15 protein-coding genes are annotated in these 15,663 nt (G+C 73.6%); 6 read left to right on the forward strand and 9 right to left on the reverse strand.

What is annotated here, in order from left to right:
* Window positions 1-9 precede the first annotated feature (9 nt).
* Window positions 10-765, reverse strand: a complete 756-nt coding sequence (locus tag EIO00_RS16170; RefSeq protein ID WP_140179833.1) for an SDR family oxidoreductase — start codon at window positions 763-765, stop codon at window positions 10-12.
* 57 nt (window positions 766-822) lie between these two features.
* On the opposite strand from EIO00_RS16170, the gene EIO00_RS16175 reads away from it, so the two are divergent.
* A complete protein-coding gene (locus tag EIO00_RS16175; RefSeq protein ID WP_140179835.1) occupies window positions 823-2,046 on the forward strand; it encodes an acyl-CoA dehydrogenase family protein in 1,224 nt (407 codons plus the stop codon).
* 231 nt (window positions 2,047-2,277) lie between these two features.
* Entirely contained in the window at window positions 2,278-2,949 is a 672-nt protein-coding gene (locus EIO00_RS16180; protein WP_140179837.1) for a TetR/AcrR family transcriptional regulator, read from the forward strand.
* A 43-nt stretch (window positions 2,950-2,992) separates the two neighbouring features.
* Here EIO00_RS16180 and EIO00_RS16185 read toward each other — a convergent pair whose 3' ends face one another.
* Together EIO00_RS16185 and EIO00_RS16190 are read right to left on the reverse strand one after the other, a co-directional pair.
* On the reverse strand, window positions 2,993-5,326 hold the full coding sequence (locus EIO00_RS16185) for an AMP-binding protein (protein WP_241661390.1): 2,334 nt from the start codon (window positions 5,324-5,326) through the stop codon (window positions 2,993-2,995).
* Window positions 5,327-5,329: 3 nt separating this feature from the next.
* The gene (locus tag EIO00_RS16190) at window positions 5,330-6,346 is read right to left on the reverse strand and encodes a 3-oxoacyl-ACP synthase III family protein (protein ID WP_140179839.1); all 1,017 of its coding nucleotides are present in this window, start codon (window positions 6,344-6,346) and stop codon (window positions 5,330-5,332) included.
* A 525-nt stretch (window positions 6,347-6,871) separates the two neighbouring features.
* Here EIO00_RS16190 and EIO00_RS16195 point away from each other — a divergent pair.
* On the forward strand, window positions 6,872-7,273 hold the full coding sequence (locus tag EIO00_RS16195; protein ID WP_161602736.1) for an ATP-binding protein: 402 nt from the start codon (window positions 6,872-6,874) through the stop codon (window positions 7,271-7,273).
* 196 nt (window positions 7,274-7,469) lie between these two features.
* On the forward strand, window positions 7,470-8,315 hold the full coding sequence (locus EIO00_RS16200; protein WP_140179843.1) for a DUF4253 domain-containing protein: 846 nt from the start codon (window positions 7,470-7,472) through the stop codon (window positions 8,313-8,315).
* A 7-nt stretch (window positions 8,316-8,322) separates the two neighbouring features.
* Here EIO00_RS16200 and EIO00_RS16205 read toward each other — a convergent pair whose 3' ends face one another.
* On the reverse strand, window positions 8,323-8,661 hold the full coding sequence (locus EIO00_RS16205; RefSeq protein ID WP_140179845.1) for an ArsR/SmtB family transcription factor: 339 nt from the start codon (window positions 8,659-8,661) through the stop codon (window positions 8,323-8,325).
* 286 nt (window positions 8,662-8,947) lie between these two features.
* Here EIO00_RS16205 and EIO00_RS16210 point away from each other — a divergent pair, with 286 nt between their 5' ends.
* Window positions 8,948-10,180, forward strand: coding sequence for a VldE C-terminal domain-containing protein (locus EIO00_RS16210; RefSeq protein WP_241661391.1), 1,233 nt, complete (start codon window positions 8,948-8,950; stop codon window positions 10,178-10,180).
* 810 nt (window positions 10,181-10,990) lie between these two features.
* Here EIO00_RS16210 and EIO00_RS16215 read toward each other — a convergent pair.
* The gene (locus tag EIO00_RS16215; RefSeq protein ID WP_140179847.1) at window positions 10,991-11,851 is read right to left on the reverse strand and encodes a spermidine synthase; all 861 of its coding nucleotides are present in this window, start codon (window positions 11,849-11,851) and stop codon (window positions 10,991-10,993) included.
* 295 nt (window positions 11,852-12,146) lie between these two features.
* On the opposite strand from EIO00_RS16215, the gene EIO00_RS16220 reads away from it, so the two are divergent.
* Window positions 12,147-13,157: a CHAP domain-containing protein gene (locus tag EIO00_RS16220; protein WP_140179848.1), complete on the forward strand. Its 1,011-nt coding sequence runs from the start codon at window positions 12,147-12,149 to the stop codon at window positions 13,155-13,157.
* 68 nt (window positions 13,158-13,225) lie between these two features.
* Here the strand turns inward: EIO00_RS16220 and EIO00_RS16225 are convergent, their stop codons facing one another.
* The 4 genes from EIO00_RS16225 to EIO00_RS16240 all read right to left on the reverse strand — a co-directional run bounded on the left by EIO00_RS16225 (window position 13,226) and on the right by EIO00_RS16240 (window position 15,628).
* Window positions 13,226-13,609 carry a DUF3618 domain-containing protein gene (locus EIO00_RS16225; RefSeq protein WP_140179850.1) on the reverse strand — a complete coding sequence of 128 codons (384 nt, stop codon included), beginning with the start codon at window positions 13,607-13,609 and terminating at the stop codon, window positions 13,226-13,228.
* Window positions 13,610-13,770: 161 nt separating this feature from the next.
* Window positions 13,771-14,457: a hypothetical protein gene (locus EIO00_RS16230; protein WP_140179852.1), complete on the reverse strand. Its 687-nt coding sequence runs from the start codon at window positions 14,455-14,457 to the stop codon at window positions 13,771-13,773.
* On the reverse strand, window positions 14,454-15,293 hold the full coding sequence (locus EIO00_RS16235; RefSeq protein ID WP_140179854.1) for an ATP-binding cassette domain-containing protein: 840 nt from the start codon (window positions 15,291-15,293) through the stop codon (window positions 14,454-14,456). The genes EIO00_RS16230 and EIO00_RS16235 overlap by 4 nt, the downstream gene beginning before the upstream one ends.
* Window positions 15,290-15,628 (reverse strand): PadR family transcriptional regulator, encoded by a 339-nt coding sequence (locus tag EIO00_RS16240; protein WP_140179856.1) that lies wholly within the window; start codon window positions 15,626-15,628, stop codon window positions 15,290-15,292. The genes EIO00_RS16235 and EIO00_RS16240 overlap by 4 nt, the downstream gene beginning before the upstream one ends.
* Between the last annotated feature and the right edge of the window lie 35 nt (window positions 15,629-15,663).

Consider the following 15,663-nt stretch of genomic DNA (forward strand, 5'->3'; position numbering starts at 1 on the left):
CTCGTCGATTCAGCGGGGGCCGGGGGCGCGGCGGAACCGGAACGGCTCCGAGGGGCGTCCCTTGACGACGAACCAGGCCTCGCCCGCGCCGTCCGAGGCCAGGATCGCCATGAACGCCTCCACCACGTCGGAGACCTCGAGGATGGGGAAGCCGGCCTTCTCCAGGTCCTCGCGGGTGTCGGCGATGATGGCGGTGTCGGCGAAGGAGGGGCACAGGGCGTTGATGCGGATGTTCTCCGACAGGTGGTTGGGACCCAGCCCGCGCACCAGCCCGATCACGGCGGCCTTGTTGGCCCCGTAGATCGGGTCGAAGGGGGTGGCGACCAGCCCGGCCATGCTGGCGGTGGCGATGATGTCCCCGCCGCCGCGGGCGCGCAGCGCCGGCAGGGCGGCCACCACGCCGTAGACCACGCCGTCGAAGTTGATCGCCATGGCGCGCCGGTAGGCCTCGATGTCGAAGTCGCCGCCGATCCCGGTGCGCGCCGACACCCCGGCGTTCAGGAACGCGATGTCCAGTCCGCCGAACCGCTCCACCGCGGCGGCGACGGCGGCCTCGTTGTCGGCCGGTTCGCGCACGTCGCAGCGCACGAACGCGCCGTCCAGCTCCTCGGCCAGCGCGGTGCCGCGTTCGGCGTCGATGTCGGCCAGCAGGACGTGCGCCCCCTCCTCGGCCAGCCGCCGGGCGACGGCCGCTCCGATGCCGTTGGCGCCCCCGGTGATCCAGGCGACCTTCCCGGCGTGGCTCTGCCGGCTCGTCGCGTCCATCTGCACCTCCAGTGCCCCGAGCTCGTAAGTGACTGACGCGTCAGTTACTGTATCGCCATGGACTTCGGTTTGAGCCCTCGGGCCCAGGAATACCTGGGTCGCCTGCAGGAATTCATGGACGAGCACGTCTACCCGGCCGAGCCCGTGTACGAGGCCCAGCGGGCCGAGCTGATCGCCGCCGGACAGGAGGGCACCGTCCCGCCGGTGGTGGAGGAGCTGAAGGCCGAGGCCCGCAGGCGCGGTCTGTGGAACCTGTTCCTGCCCGACGCCGACGACCCCGCCCACGGGCTGACCGTCACCGACTACGCCTCGCTGGCGGAGGTCATGGGGCGTTCCCCGCACCTGGCGCCGGAGGCCACCAACTGCGCCGCCCCGGACACCGGGAACATGGAGGTGCTGCACATGTTCGGCACCCCCGAGCAGAAGGAGCGCTGGCTCAAGCCGCTGATGAACGGCGAGATCCGCTCGGCGTTCGCGATGACCGAGCCGGACGTGGCCTCCTCCGACGCCCGCAACATCAGCACCCGGATCGAGCGGGACGGCGACCACTACGTCATCAACGGCCGCAAGTGGTGGATCAGCGGGAGCCTCGATCCGCGCTGCAAGGTGATGATCGTCATGGGCAAGACCGACCCCGACGGCGATCCGTACCGGCAGCAGTCCATGGTGCTGGTGCCGATGGACACCCCCGGGGTCGAACTGGTCCGGCCGCTGCCGGTGTTCGGGTACTGGGACCAGCACGGCCACTGCGAGATCACCTTCACCGACGTGCGGGTCCCGGTGGAGAACCTGATCGGCGCGGAGGGCGACGGGTTCGCCATCGCCCAGGCCCGGCTGGGCCCCGGCCGCATCCACCACTGCATGCGCGCCATCGGCGCCGCCGAGCGGGCGCTGGAGCTGATGTGCCGGCGCGCACTCTCCCGGGTGGCCTTCGGCAAGCCGCTGGCCCGGCAGGGCGTGGTCCAGCAGCAGATCGCCGAGTCCCGGATGGCCATCGAGCAGGCCCGGCTGCTGACCCTCAAGACCGCCTGGCTCATCGACAAGCACGGGGTCAAGGCCGCCCGCAGCGAGATCGCCGCGATCAAGGTGATCGCGCCGCGGGTCGCGCTGGAGGTCGTGGACCGCGCCATCCAGGTGCACGGCGCCGCCGGCGTCAGCGGCGACACCCCGCTCGCCCGGATGTACGCTTCACTGCGCACCCTGCGGATCGCCGACGGTCCCGACGAGGTGCACGTGCGCTCGGTGGCGCGTACCGAGCTGGGCAAGTACCTCGACGCCTGACCCTCGCCACGGCCGCCGTCGGGGAACGCCGGCCCGCCGTCTCACCGGCGGCGGCCTCCGCGTCGGTCCGGCCCCGAGGCCGCGCGCGGCTCCTCGGGCCGCGCGTTCCGCCGGGCCGCGGGCGGGCCGGCCCGGCTCTCCGACCTCGGGCGTGACCGACCGTACACTGATCTGCGCGCTTTGTGTCGCATTCCTCCACCGGGTGGAGGTCTGCATGCTGCAAGGAATCTCATGACGAACACCACGGGGGACGCCGGGGCCCGGCAGCGGATGACCCACGCCCGCCGCCGGGAGCAACTGCTCGCCGCGGCGCTCGGCGAGTTCGGACGACGCGGCTTCCACCTCACCCAGATGGAGCACGTCGCCTCGGCCGCGGGCGTCTCCAAGGCGCTGCTGTACCAGCACTTCGCCTCCAAGGAGCAGCTGTTCGCGGAGGTGGCGGGAGCGATCGTCACCGAGCTGACCGAACGGATGCGGGCCGCCGTGGCGGCGGTCGCCCCCAAGAGGTCCCCCGTGGAGGGCATCCGCGCCATGGTGCGGACGCTGTTCGACTACGCCACCGCCGAGCCGGCCGGGTGGGCGCTGGTGGTGCGGCATCTGGACAAGCCGGAGGTCGGCGACGACCTGCGCGAGCTGCGCGACCGGCTCGGCGAGGCGTTCGCCGACCTGCTGCTGCGCCGCCGCCGCGCCGACCCGACGCTGACCCCCGCCCAGCTGGCCGCCAACGAGCGCCGCGCCCGGCTGCTGGTGCCGCTGATGTACGGGTCGATGCTGTCGATGGTGTCGTGGTGGCTGGAGCACCCCGACACCCCCCGCCGCAAGGCCGAGGAGATGGCGGTCGAGTTCATCTGGCTCGGCCTGGACCGCATCCGCGCCGGCGAACGCATCCGGTTCGAGGACTGATCGGCGGCCGAGGCGCCGGCTCCCCCTCCCCGCCCCGGGCGGATCAGCGCACGAGCGCCCGCAGGGCCTCGCGATCGAGCTTGCGGGAACGGCCGGCGCGGGGGAAGCCGGGCAGCACCACGATCCGGTCCGGCAGCGCGCCCACGTCGATGACCTCCGGCAGCGCCCGCCTGAGCCGCTCGGGGAGCGTCTCCGGGGGCACGCTGCCGTCCGGTGTCACCGCGACCACCACCTCCTCGTCGAGGGTCTCGGGGTCGGACAGGCCGACCATGGCGGCCTCGGCGACGCCGGGCAGCGCGGCGATGGCGGGCTCGTACAGGCCCGGGTAGATGTTGACCGAGCCGCGGATCAGCATGTCCTTCTTGCGGCCCAGCATGACCAGCCGGCCCTTCTCGTCCAGCCGGGCCAGGTCGCCGGTGTGCAGCCACTCCAGCGGCGGCTCGCCCAGGTAGCCCAGGCAGGTGTTGGGACCGCGCAGCAGCAGCTCGCCGTCGGCGGCGACGCGGGCGCTCACCCCCGGCAACGGCGCGCCGAGCAGATCGCCGTCGGCGCCGCGGTCCCAGTGTGCGAGCTTCTCCTCGGCGCCGGCGATCGACACCGGCAGCATCTCGGTCATCGCGTACACCGACAGGATCTCGGTGCCCTCCCCCGCCGCGGCCAGCGCCCGCCGCAGCACGCCCGGCGACACGGGGGCCGAGCCCAGCAGCAGGTACCGCAGCGTCCCGGGCAGCCGGTCGGTCTCCTCCAGCATCCGCGCCAGATGCACCGGCACGCAGAAGGCGTGGGTCACGCCGCGGCGCGCCACCTCCGGCAGGAACCCCTCGACGGGGTCGCGTCCGGACGGGATGGACCAGCGCGCCCCGGCGATGAGGGCGGGCAGCCCCAGCATGAACCCCGCGTCGTGGACCACGTCGCCGGGGCCCAGCGGGAAGCGTTCCCGGCACAGCTCCAGGCCCGCGGCCAGCGAGGCGGCCGAGTGCACGACGCCGCGCGGCCTGGAGGTGGTGCCGGAGGTGAAGACGACCACGGCCGGGGCCTGCGGGTCGCGCCGGTGGGCGGGCTCGGGCGCGGGCCCGCGCATCAGGTCGGCGAGGTCCAGCGCCCCGGCCGGGACGCCGGGAAGCCGGGGGCCGACGTGCACGTGCCGCATCCGCAGGTCGGTCACCCCCGGCAGATACAGGCCGGCCCGGCGCGCGACCCGTCGCAGGGCGCGGATCCGGTTGAGGGAGTAGAGGGCGGACTCGGCGATCACCCAGCGGGGGCGGGCGGCGCGCAGCCGGGCGGCGAACATCTCCGGTCCCGCCCCGGGGTCGGCGATCACCAGGGTGCCGCCGGCGGCGACCACCGCCAGCGCGATGATCACGGTCTCCGCCGAGTGCCGCACCCCGACCAGCACGCCCTCTCCGGGCCGCAGGCCCGCCGCGCGCAGCCCGTGCGCCACGGCCAGCACCCGGTGCCGCAGCTCCCCGTAGGTCATCGTGCGATCGCGCCGCCCGTGCACCAGCGCCACCGCGCCGGGATCGCGCTCGGCCCGGGCCAGGACCCGCCCCACCAGGTCGGCGTCGTCGACCTCGCGGGGCGGGCGGGGGACGTAGGAGGGGGGATGCGGCCGCCGGGCGGGCAGCCGCACGTCGACGACCTCGGGGCGGTGGTCGCCGTGGCGGGCGTACCAGGCCAGGGTGCCGCGCAGCCCGTAGGCGCGGGCGCGGCGCATCGACCAGTACACCCACACGTCACGGCGGCGGCCGTAGGCGCGGGTCACCCTGCGAACGCGGTTGACCAGCACCCGGTCGTCGTGGACCTCCTCGATCGGGGCGCGCGGGAAGCCGCCGGACCGCTCGTACAGGTCGGCGGTGATGCCCAGCGTGCAGGCCGGGCTCATCACGTACGGGCCGAGGTAGTCGGGGCCGCGGTTGCCGGGCCGCCATCGTCCGAACAACGCCGCCGCCTCCTGCAGCAGCGGCAGCAGCCGGCGCTCCCGCCAGGTGAGGGGGAACTCATCGGTGCGGGGCCGCAGCCCGCCGGCGACCATCTCCAGGCCGTCGGAGAACGCCCGGGCGATCGCGGCGGTCCAGTGCGGCGGCGGGATGCAGTCGGCGTCGGTGCGGGCCAGATGGGTGGCGCCGCAGGCGATGGCGTGCCGCATCCCGGTGTCGGCGGCCGAGCCGGTGCCCTTCTGCGACTCGTGCAGCAGCTCCAGCCGCAGCTCGGGATGCGCGGCGGCGAACTCGCGCACCACGGCGGCGGTGCCGTCGGTGCTGGCGTTGTCCACGACCACCACCCCGTCGGGACGGCGGTGCTGGCGGGCGATGGCCTCCAGCGTCGCGGTGATGCCCGCCGCCTCGTTGTAGGCGGGCACGACGACCCACAGCTTCATCGGCTACAGCTCCATGAACACCACGCCGAGGCTGATCCCGCCGGCCAGCCCGAGCAGCGCCACCTTGTCCCCGGGACCGCACCGTCCGTCGGCGATCGCCAGCGACAGCTGCAGCGGGAGCGTCGCCGACGCAAGGTTGCCGTGCTCGGGCAGGGTGAGCACCAGCCGGTCGGCGGGGATGCCGGCCTGTTCGCGGAGGATCTCCAGGTACGGCACGGCGACCTGATGGACGCACACGACGGCGAAGTCGTCCCAGCTCAGCCCGGTGCCGGCGAGGGCCTTGTCGAACAGCCCGGTGCCCATCGCCAGGAACGCGTCCCGCAGCCGCCGCCCGTCGGCGTGAAAGTAGGTCTTGTCGAGGTCGCGGGGGTGCATGGTGCCCCCGCCGGGGAGGGTGCCGACGTCCCAGACGGTGGAGTCGGCGGCGAAGGCGCGGTGGAAGATCCCTCCGCGCGGCACCGGCTCCAGCAGCGCGGCGGCGCCGCCGTCGGAGAGGGTGTAGCCGGGGAACGCCTCGACGAACTGCCGCAGGTCGCGCACCTTCCAGCGGATCGCCCGGGACGGCACCTCGCCGGTGCACACCAGCACCCGACCGTACTGTCCGGACTGGATCAGCGCCTCGCCGATCTGCACGGCGTTGAGGAAGCTGTTGCAGGCGTTGGAGACGTCGAACACCGGGCAGGCGGAGCCGAGCTTGCTGGACACGATGTGGGCGGTGGCGGGCTCGACCAGGTCACGGCTGGCCGAGCCGAAGATCAGCAGGTCCACGTCGCCGGGCGTCAGGCCCCGCTCCGCCAGCAGCCGCCGGGCGGCCCGCACCGCCAGGTCGGAGGCCTGCTCGTCGTCCTCGGCCACATGCCGGGCGTCGATCCCGGTCATCCGGGCGACGATGCCGGGCAGCGGCCGGTAGCCGGCGCTGTGGCGGGCGACCCGCTCCTCGACCTCGGCGCTGGTCACCGTCCGCTCCGGCAGCACGGCGGTCACCCCCGTGACGCCGACCCGGACCGCGTGCTCGGTCATCACGCCCCCTTCCCCGGCACGGTCCCCCGTCCGCCGGGTGTGACGGCCGCCGCGTACGGCCGCCGAAAGACCATGATCGTTACTTTGCGGTGAATACCAGATCACACCGGTTTCCGATCCGACAAACCGGGCCCGACCAAGCCCAATCGGGACGGTCTACCGGATCGAAGCCGATGCACACCGGACGAACCGGATGGAAAATCCCTCGGATTTTACCGATCACGCACAAGAAGGTGATAGTTCGTCGTTACCGACCGGTCAGATTCCTTTATCGACCTGTCATCGTTCATATCGCCGACGCCAAGCACTCACCTGCTCCACGGCGCCGCGTGCCCGACGACGGGCCGCCCGACCGGCACCGAGGCCGGAACGGATCGGGCGGGTTCCGCCGCCCCCCTTCGGTGCGCCGGGGCCGAGGAGTGTCCGGTCGGCGGAAGGGCGGGTGCGCCGGCCATGACGGGTCAAGTCGAGCAGCGGGTACGGCCACGCCATGACGCGCACCCCCGGCCGCACGGGGAGGTCATGATGCCGGCAGGCAGGATAGGACCCGTAGGCGCCGTCCGCGGGATCCTGACGTTCGAGGGGAGCGCCGAGGACGTCGCCCGGGCGCGCAGATTCGTCGACCGAGCCCTGCGCCGTCATCCCCGGCGAGAGACCGCGGTCCTGCTCACCAGCGAGATCGTCACCAACGGCGTGGTGCACGGCGAGGGCCCGATCACGGTGGTGGTGCTGGAGTCCGAGGCCGGAGTGCGCGTGGAGGTCACCGACGCCGGATCCGGGTCGGTGCCGACGCTGCGGAAGTCCGGCACCGACGCCGAAGACGGCCGGGGCCTGCTGCTGGTGGACCGGCTGGCCAGCCGATGGGACCATGTGCGCACCGCCGCCGGACTGACCGCCTGGTTCGAACTCGACGCCCCCGCCCACTGAGCGGCCGCCGCCCGCCGGACCGTCCGGAGTCCGACGCGGCCCCCGGACGTCCCGGACGGCGGGCCGCCGATGCGGCAGAGCACGTCCTGATCACGGATGCCTTCGAACGGCCCGCAGGCTCCGCCACGAAGCCCGGACCGCACTAACATCTGCCACGCCAGGACCTATGGCACGCTCTGCACCGAAACGGCCCGACATGGATGATCTCGAGCACCGACCCGCCGGGTCGGCCACGCTGCTCCCTCCTGCCCTGCGGCATCTGTTCAGCGACGGAGGCGCGGGACGTGCCCTGTCGGTGGAGCTGCCGCCGGGGAGCGTGGTGTGGCCCGACCCCGGCTATCCGCAGCGCCACCCGGTGCGCCGACCGGCGTTCTGGGTGAGCGACGATCCGGTGTCGGGGGAGCTGTGGAGCGCCCTGCGCGCCGAGCACCCGCGGTCCGGGCTGTGGCCGGTGCTGCTGGACGAGTCCACCCAGCCGTGGTCGGCGGGGCAGGTGGCGCCCGAGCCGGTGTCGGAGATCGACAACTACGATCCGGCCGCGTTCATGGCCGAGGTGTGGGAAGACTGGTGCGCCCAGCAACCCGACGACGACTACTCCGAGCTGGAACCGTTCGGCCGGCACTGCCCGGGGCTCGCACCGCCCGGAACGCTGGTGCACGACCCCGACGAGCTCGCCGACCGGTACGCCCGCACGCTCGCCCGGCGGGGCCTGTCACTGGGCCTGGCGGCCGTGGACCGCGGCGCGGACGCCCTGGCCGCGATGGGCTGGCAAGGGGCGCTCAACCACAACGAGTGGACCGCCCCACTGGCGGCCGTGGTGCGCGGCTGGGAGGACCGCTTCGGGGTGCGGGTGGTGGGGCTGGGCTTCAACACCCTGGACCTGAGCGTGGCCGCGCCGCCGCTGACGGCGCGGCACGCCCTGCAGGTGGCCGCCGAGCACTGGGCGTTCTGCCCGGACATGATGTTCCAGGGCCCCGGGACGCTGACCGGGTACGCCGAGGAGATCCGCGGCAAGACCTCGTGGTCGTTCTGGTGGGACTGACCGCCCCTCAGGGCACCAGTTCGCGGTCGGCCGCCGCCGTCGGCTCGTGCTCCTCGGAGAGGACCAGATCCAGCAGCCCGGGGAAGCGGGCGTCAAGGTCGTCGCGGCGCAGCGTCAGGTAGAGCTTGCGGCCCTCGGGCCGCTGGCGGATCACTCCGCTCTCGCGCAGCACCCGCCAGTGGGTGGTGAGGGTGGACTTGGGGGCGGGGATGTCGATCGCCCCGCAGGACGTCTCCTGACCCGAGGCCAGGGCCCGCACGATGCTGAACCGGATGGGGTGGCCCAGGGCGTACAGCACGTCCACGAGCCTGATCTGCTCGCGTGCGGGGTGGTGCAACACGGCCATGAGGCCCACCCTACGGCACGTTCACCGCCCCTTGGGCCTCCCGGTACGGCCTGGTGAAGAGAAGGTCGCCGGCCGGTCGGAGCCGCCCGCCGGACCGGGCCCCGCCCGGGTGCGGGAAGCGGATCCGAGTCCGCTCGGGCCCGCGCCGGAGGCCTTCGGAGGGCCGCTCCCCCTCGGTCCGGCGAGCCGGTTTTCTGCTTCGGCGCAGAATTCCGGGACGTGCTTGTGCACGATGTGACAAGTTCCCCTCTGAGCGGAATGGGCGGTTGCCCCCGTGGAGCGACCGATGGCATCCTCGCCTCGTTCGCACGTCCGCTGGACGCTCGACGACCCCGCCGGAGGAGACACCATCAGGCGCACCCGACGAGCCGCCGGGCCCCGGCGCTGGCCGCCCGCCGTGATCGCCACGGCGGTGGCGGGAACCCTGATCACCGACATCGGCCTGGTGGCGTTCGCCGACCTCGGCGGCGGGAACGCCCCGGCCCCCGGACGCGACGACCGGCTGGTGTCCATCTCCCAGGACGCGGTGCGGCCCGCCCTCCCGGTGGTGGCCCCGCTGCGCGAGCGCCGCACCCCGCATCTGCTGCTGGCCCACTCCGGGACGCTGCCCGCGGAGGCGGTCGAACGGGTCCGCCGGACCAAGGGCGTCGCCGCCGTGGAGGTGGTCGACGCCGCCCAGGTGCAGGTCGCCGGGCGGCGGGTGGGGCTGCTGGGGGTGGAGCCGTCGACGTTCCGCGCGTTCGCCCCGCCGGCGTCGGCCGCCTCGGACCAGTTGTGGCAGACGGTCGCGGCCGGGGATCTGGTGGTGTCGTTCGAGCTGGCCCGCGCCGCCGGGCTGACGCTGGGCGGCACGGTCCCCGCCGGCCGTGTCTCGGCGCCGGGCCAGGCCAGGCTGGGGGCGTACGCGTCGCTGGGGATCAAGAACGTGGACGCCGTGGTCTCCCGTGCGCGGGCCCGGGAGCTGGGCCTGCCCGCCGGGAACGCGCTGATCGTCAGCGTGTCGGGCAAGACCGACCCGGCCCGTCTCGGCGCCCGGCTGCGCAAGGCGCTGCCGCGCGGCACCAAGTCCTCGGTGCTCGCCTCGACCGCCCGGTCCAGGACGCGGCAGGCCCCTCAGGTGACGGGACGGCCGGACGGGCTGCGCGGCGACGTCACCACCATCACCGGCAACCAGATGACGCCGCGGATGCGGAACGTGGTGCTGGAGATCAACAACCGGTTCGGGCCGTTCCCGGTCATCGGCTGCTTCCGCACCGGCGCCGACGCCCAGGACCATGCACGGGGACGGGCCTGCGACTTCATGGAGAGCACGGGCGGGCGGATGCCCAGCGCCAGCGCGCTCCGGCACGGCGACCAGGTCGCCGCCTACGCCGTCGCCAACGCCTCCCGGCTGGGCATCCACTACGTGATCTGGAAGCAGCACATCTGGAACGTCCGAGGCGGCGGCTGGCGACGCATGGAGGACCGCGGCTCCCTCACCCAGAACCACTTCGACCACGTGCACATCTCGGTGTTCTGAGCGGGGAGCGGCCCGGTCGCCGCTCGTCTCCCCTGACGCCGGGCGCATCCGAGGCGCCCGACGCGCCGACCGCGCCCTGTGCCGCGGGCGGGCTCGTCACCACGGCCGCAGAGGACATGCCCGACGGTGAGATCGACACCTCACTGCTCCCGCCCATGGCCCCCGACCCGGTGCGCGACGGCCCTCACAACGCCGGCCGCCCGGCCGATGATCGCCGCCGCCTGCACACCGGCCTGCAGCACCGCACCCGAAGCGGCGTCATCGGTCGCCCCTCACCGGGGACCGCCGAGAAAGGCCGTCCTCGCCTCACCCGTACAGGGCTGCTCGTACAGGGCTTCGCCTCCGTACCGGACCTCCTCGGGCGGCCTCGGCACAGGCCGGAACGACCTGTGCCGCAGGCCGCGATGACCGGAGCGGCCCTCGCTCCCGACAGCCCGCTCTGCGGCCGCAGGCTCGCCCCGGAGCGGGCCCGGGAACACCCTTGGCCGGCGACGTACTGGGAAACGATCGATCACATCCTGGAGCACGACGAGACAGTCGCCCGTCGCTTCCGAGCAGCCGCCGCCTCAGAACCCCCGAGTCAATGAAACGCCTCCCGCAAGGGCTCTCGTTTCCGGGAAGCCCGACCCGCCCGCAGACCCGTCGTCCGTGAACGGAGGGGGAAGCCCGACGCTCCTGCCTGCCGCCGTCCAGGACGAACCGCGCAGGCCGGGGTCAGGGCGTGAAGGTCGTTCGCCCGATCGAGGGCGCTCCGCCTCCCGAGTCCCGGCCCTGGTCGCTCCCCGCCGAAAGCCGCTGCGCGACCCCCCTTCAGGGGGTGCCGAACAGCGTCCGAGGCGGCACGGGGACGTTCACGTCCTCGCCGTGCAGGGGGGCGACTCCGGCGCTGAAGCCGGCCAGGGCGTCGGAATCCATGCAGCGGGCACGGATCGCTCCCCCGGCCGCCCGGCGGGTCAGCTCCGCGTCGGGCAGCTCGGCGTCGGAGGCGGCCAGGACGAGGTTGCCGAACCGGCGTCCCCGCAGCACTCCCGGATCGGCCAGCAGCAGCGTGTGCGCGAAGACGCCGCGCAGCGTGGCCACCATCCGCCGGGCGAACTCCAGGCCGCGCCCGTCGGCGATGTTGGCCAGGTAGACGCCCTCGGGCCGCAGCACGCGCCGCACCTCCCGGGTGAACTCCTCGGTGACCAGGTCCTTGGGGACGGTCGTGTCGGCGAACGCGTCCAGCACCACCAGGTCGTCGCAGGCGTCGGGCAGCGCCGCCACCCCGCTGCGCCCGTCGGTCACCCGCACCCGCAGGCCGCGCACGGTGCGCAGCGGCAGCCGCGTGCGCACCAGATCCAGCAGAACCGCGTCGGGTTCCAGCACGATCTGCCGGGAACCGGGCCGGGTCGCCGCCACATAGCGCGGCAGAGTGCAGGCGCCGCCGCCGATGTGGACGGCGTCGATCGGCTGGCCGGGCGGACGCACGCAGTCCACCACGTCGCCCATCAGCCGCATGTACTCGAAGCTCAGATGGGTGGGGTCGGCCAGGTCCACATAGGACTGCGGGACCCCGTCGAGGGTGAGCAGCCAGCCGCCGGCGCGGTGGGGATCGGGGCGCAGCTCGACCCGCCCGTCGGCGCTGCGCTCGACCTCGGGCGCCGCTTTGCGGATGTCTCGTCGCCGGCCCATGGGCCTCCTCTCCCTGTCCGGTTCGCGGGGTGCCGCACGGCCATGCCGCGCCGCCCGTCATGTCGGGAACGCCGACGACCGAGTCCGACCGACGACTTGCCCGCCCGCTTTACCTCAAGTACATTCCCCCGAGACCGATTCGTGACCAACCCCCACCAGGAGGTCCGGTCGAGGCCGCCGCGCGTCCCGCGGTGCGGCCGCGTCGTCGGAACGTCGAGGACCCGAGCGTAACGGGCGGGCCCGGCCCCGGGCGCCGGGACCGGAGGCCGACCCGACCGGCGCTCCACGGAGAGCCATGGACCCGATAGGCAGAAAGCTGCTCGAAGTCGCCGAGAAGGAACTCGGTTACACCGAGAAGGCCGGCGGCTACACCAAGTACGGGAAGTGGTGGACCGAGCACGTCGACGCCGACCACGACCCGTACTTCACCACGGCGCCCTGGTGCGACATGTTCCTGGCCTGGGCGGCCGACAAGGCGGGGGTGACGGAGCAGGTCGGGCGGTTCGCCTCCACCGTCGAGCACGCCAAGTGGTTCGCCGCCCACGACGCATGGGGCGGCGAACCCGAGCCCGGCGCGATCGTGTTCTTCGACTGGAAGGGCTCCAACGACATCGAGGCCGTCGACCACGTGGGCATCGTCACCGCGGTCGACGGCGGCAAGATCCACACCATCGAGGCCAACGTCGACGGCGTGCATCTGCGGAAGAAGGTTCGCGACGAGAGCGTCATCGCCGGCTACGGCTACCCGTCGAAGGTGAAGCCGGCCGCGCAGACCGCCAAGTACGTCCCCAGGCACGCCGCCCCGCCGCCCTCCCCCCGGCAGCTGACCGAGGCGCCCGGCGAGCAGGGGCGGGCCGCCGCCACCCGCGAGGCCGCCAAGGCCTCCGACGAGGGCGAGTCGCTGCTGTCGGGTCCGCAGGACGCGGTGCTGACGGGGCTGATGGCCGTGGCGGTCGTGGGGTCGGTGGCGCTGTCGGTCGGCAAGGCGGTCGCGGCGAAGATGCCCACGAGCTCTCCGGTGCGGATCCGCAAGCGCGGCAAGCACCACCGCCGTCCGGTGGCGCTGCCGCCCGACGTCACCCCCGAGCAGCTGGACCGGGCCGAGGCCGTCACCGCGCCGATGCCGGCGGTCAGCGCCGCGGTGGCCGCCGAGGCCGAGGACCGCGAGTTCTGGGGCCGGATCGAGCACCTCAAGGAGGACCAGGAGCTGGCGTTCTGGGACTCGTTGCACGCCGAGCTGGCCGAGGCCTCGGAGCGGCACGCGCTCCCGGCCGGCCACCGGATCCCGTCCTCGCTCAACGCCTGAGCCGGATGCCGATCCGCCGGTGTGCGGCCGTGCGGGCGCCCGCACGGCCGCACACCGGGCGTCCTTTGTCAGTGCAGGCCGTGGCGGATGCGGGCGGAGTGCATCCGCGCCGCCGGCCCGGTCCGTGCGCGGGCCCGCATCAGGCCGCTGCGTTTGGCATGGGACCGGGTCCGGGTCATATGAACCGCACGGCGCCATGCGCTGCGATGACGCATCCGGCGGCGCCGCCACAACCAGGCCACGACCGCCGCGGTGGCCACGGCGGCCAGACCCGCGCCCGCCGTGCCCGCCCTCGGGCCGGACCTGCCGGCGAACTGGCTCTTGACCTCGCTGAGCTTGTGCTGGGCCCGGGCCTTCACGTCGGCCTTGGCGGCCAGCGCCTCCATGGTCTCGCCGATCTCCGCACGGGTGCGCTCGATGTCGGCGGCCGCCCTCGACTCACTGGTGGTCATCGCGTGCTGTCTCCTCACGTGCAGTACGGCTCGCCGAAGGAGTTCCCTGCCGCGACACTGCGGACGAGTCCGACGACACGCGCTTTGCCGCAACTCGCCGTGATTTTGAGGGCCCGGATGCGAACTCGTTCCCTTGCGCCCGCTCCCTCGCGCGCCGCTCCTCAGGTCACCGGGCGCAGGTGCGGGCGGCGGCGCAGCCTGATCGACGCCAGCGTCATGGCCAGGACGGTCAGCGCCAGTGCGCACACCGTGCCGTGCGTCAGCCCCCGGGCCAGGTAGCCGCCGTCGGTGTGGTCGACCGCATAGGTGGCGATCTCGCGGCTGAACCAGAACGGCAGCAGCCGGGCCGCCGAGCCGGCGGGGTCCATCATCATCTGCAGCCCGACCACGGTGAGCAGCAGCAGCGTCCCCTCCAGCTCGCGCGGCACCAGCACGCTGAGCACCAGCCCGAACGGGGCGGCGACCGCCACCGTCAGCAGCATGATCAGCGCGATGGCGCCGTGCTCGACCCGGTCGGCGTCGACCCGGATGAGCAGGAAGTACGGCGCCGACAGCACCAGCCCCAGCGTCCACAGCGCGGCCAGCCGCCCGGCGTACAGATGACCGGTTCCGTACCCGGACAGCCGCAGCCGGGGCTCCAGCCCGCGGGCGGCGCTGCCGCTGAACAGCGCCGCCGTGCTGAGCGCCCACCCCAGCCCCAGGCACACGAACCGGATGGACTGGCCGAGGTGGTCGCCGCGGCGGCTCAGGTAGAACGCCAGCGGCAGCATCAGGATGATCACCAGCACGGCTCGGCGTCGAAGGATCTCCCGGACCGTCATCTCGGCCACTGTCAGCACCTTGATCATGCACGCGCCTCCGTCGTCCGCGCCGGGGTCAGGTCGAGCACGGTGTCGACCCGGTCGAGTTGGTCGAGCAGATGGGTGACCACGACGATCGTCTTGCCGGCGTCCCGCCACGCCCACAGCTGACGCCAGAAGTCCACGTAGGAGCCGCGGTCGAAGCCCTGGTACGGCTCATCGAGCAGCAGCACGTCGGGGTCGCCGAGTCCGGCCATGACCAGATTGAGCTTCTGCCGGGTGCCGCCGGACAGGAACCGGGCCTGCCCGGCCCCGGCGGGATCCCAGTCCAAGGCGGCGGCGTATGCGCGGCCGGCCCGGACGGCGGCGCCGCGTCGCATGCCGCGGCCGGCGCCGACCAGCGCGAAGTGCTCGTCGGGCACCAGGAAGTCGCTGGTCCCGCCGTCCTGGGGGCAGAAGCCGAGGGTGCCGCGGAGGCGGACCTCCCCGCGGTCGGGGGATTCCAGTCCGGCGCAGATCCGCAGCAGGGTGCTCTTGCCGCAGCCGTTGGCCCCGACCACCGCGGCTATCTCCCCGGCCCGCACGGTCAGGTCCACTCCGGACAGCACGGTGCGGCGGCGGTGGCGCTTGACGATGCCGCGGGCCTCCAGCCGGACCGGGCCGGGCGCGGACCGGCGGTGCGGCGCGGACCGCACGGGTGATCCGACGCTCTCGGCGACGGCGGCGGCATAAGCGTCGGGAGGCCCGAACGCCGCCAGCGGGGCCTGCCGGCTGTCGCGCAGGTGCACGGCCGCCTCGGCGACCACGTGCCGGGCCAGGGCGGGGTCGATCCCCCGCCGTCGCAGCTCCCCGTCCAGGGCGTGCAGCCAGGCATCGGTGTTCATCGGGTCGCCACCTCCCGCAGCAGCGTGTCCACCCCGCGCGTGAACGTCTCCCAGTCGGCCGCGGTACGGCGCAGCATCTCGCCGCCCGCCTCGGTGATCCGGTAGTACTTGCGGGCCGGACCCGACTCCCCTTCACGCCATTGCGCGGTGACCATGCCGGTGCGTTGCAGGCGCAGCAGCACCGGGTAGAGGGTGCCGCCGCGGATCGGTCCGAGCCCGGCCGCGTCCAGGGACTGCGCCAGCTCGTAGCCATAGGACTCGCGGCGGAGCAGGACGGCCAGAACGCACAGGTCCAGTACTCCGCGCAGCCATTGGCCGCGTCGTTCGTGATCCACGCGCGACAAGCTAGCACAGCCATCTAGATAGCACC

Source organism: Thermomonospora catenispora (genome assembly GCF_006363815.1).
In the GTDB taxonomy this organism is placed as follows: domain Bacteria; phylum Actinomycetota; class Actinomycetes; order Streptosporangiales; family Streptosporangiaceae; genus Thermomonospora; species Thermomonospora catenispora.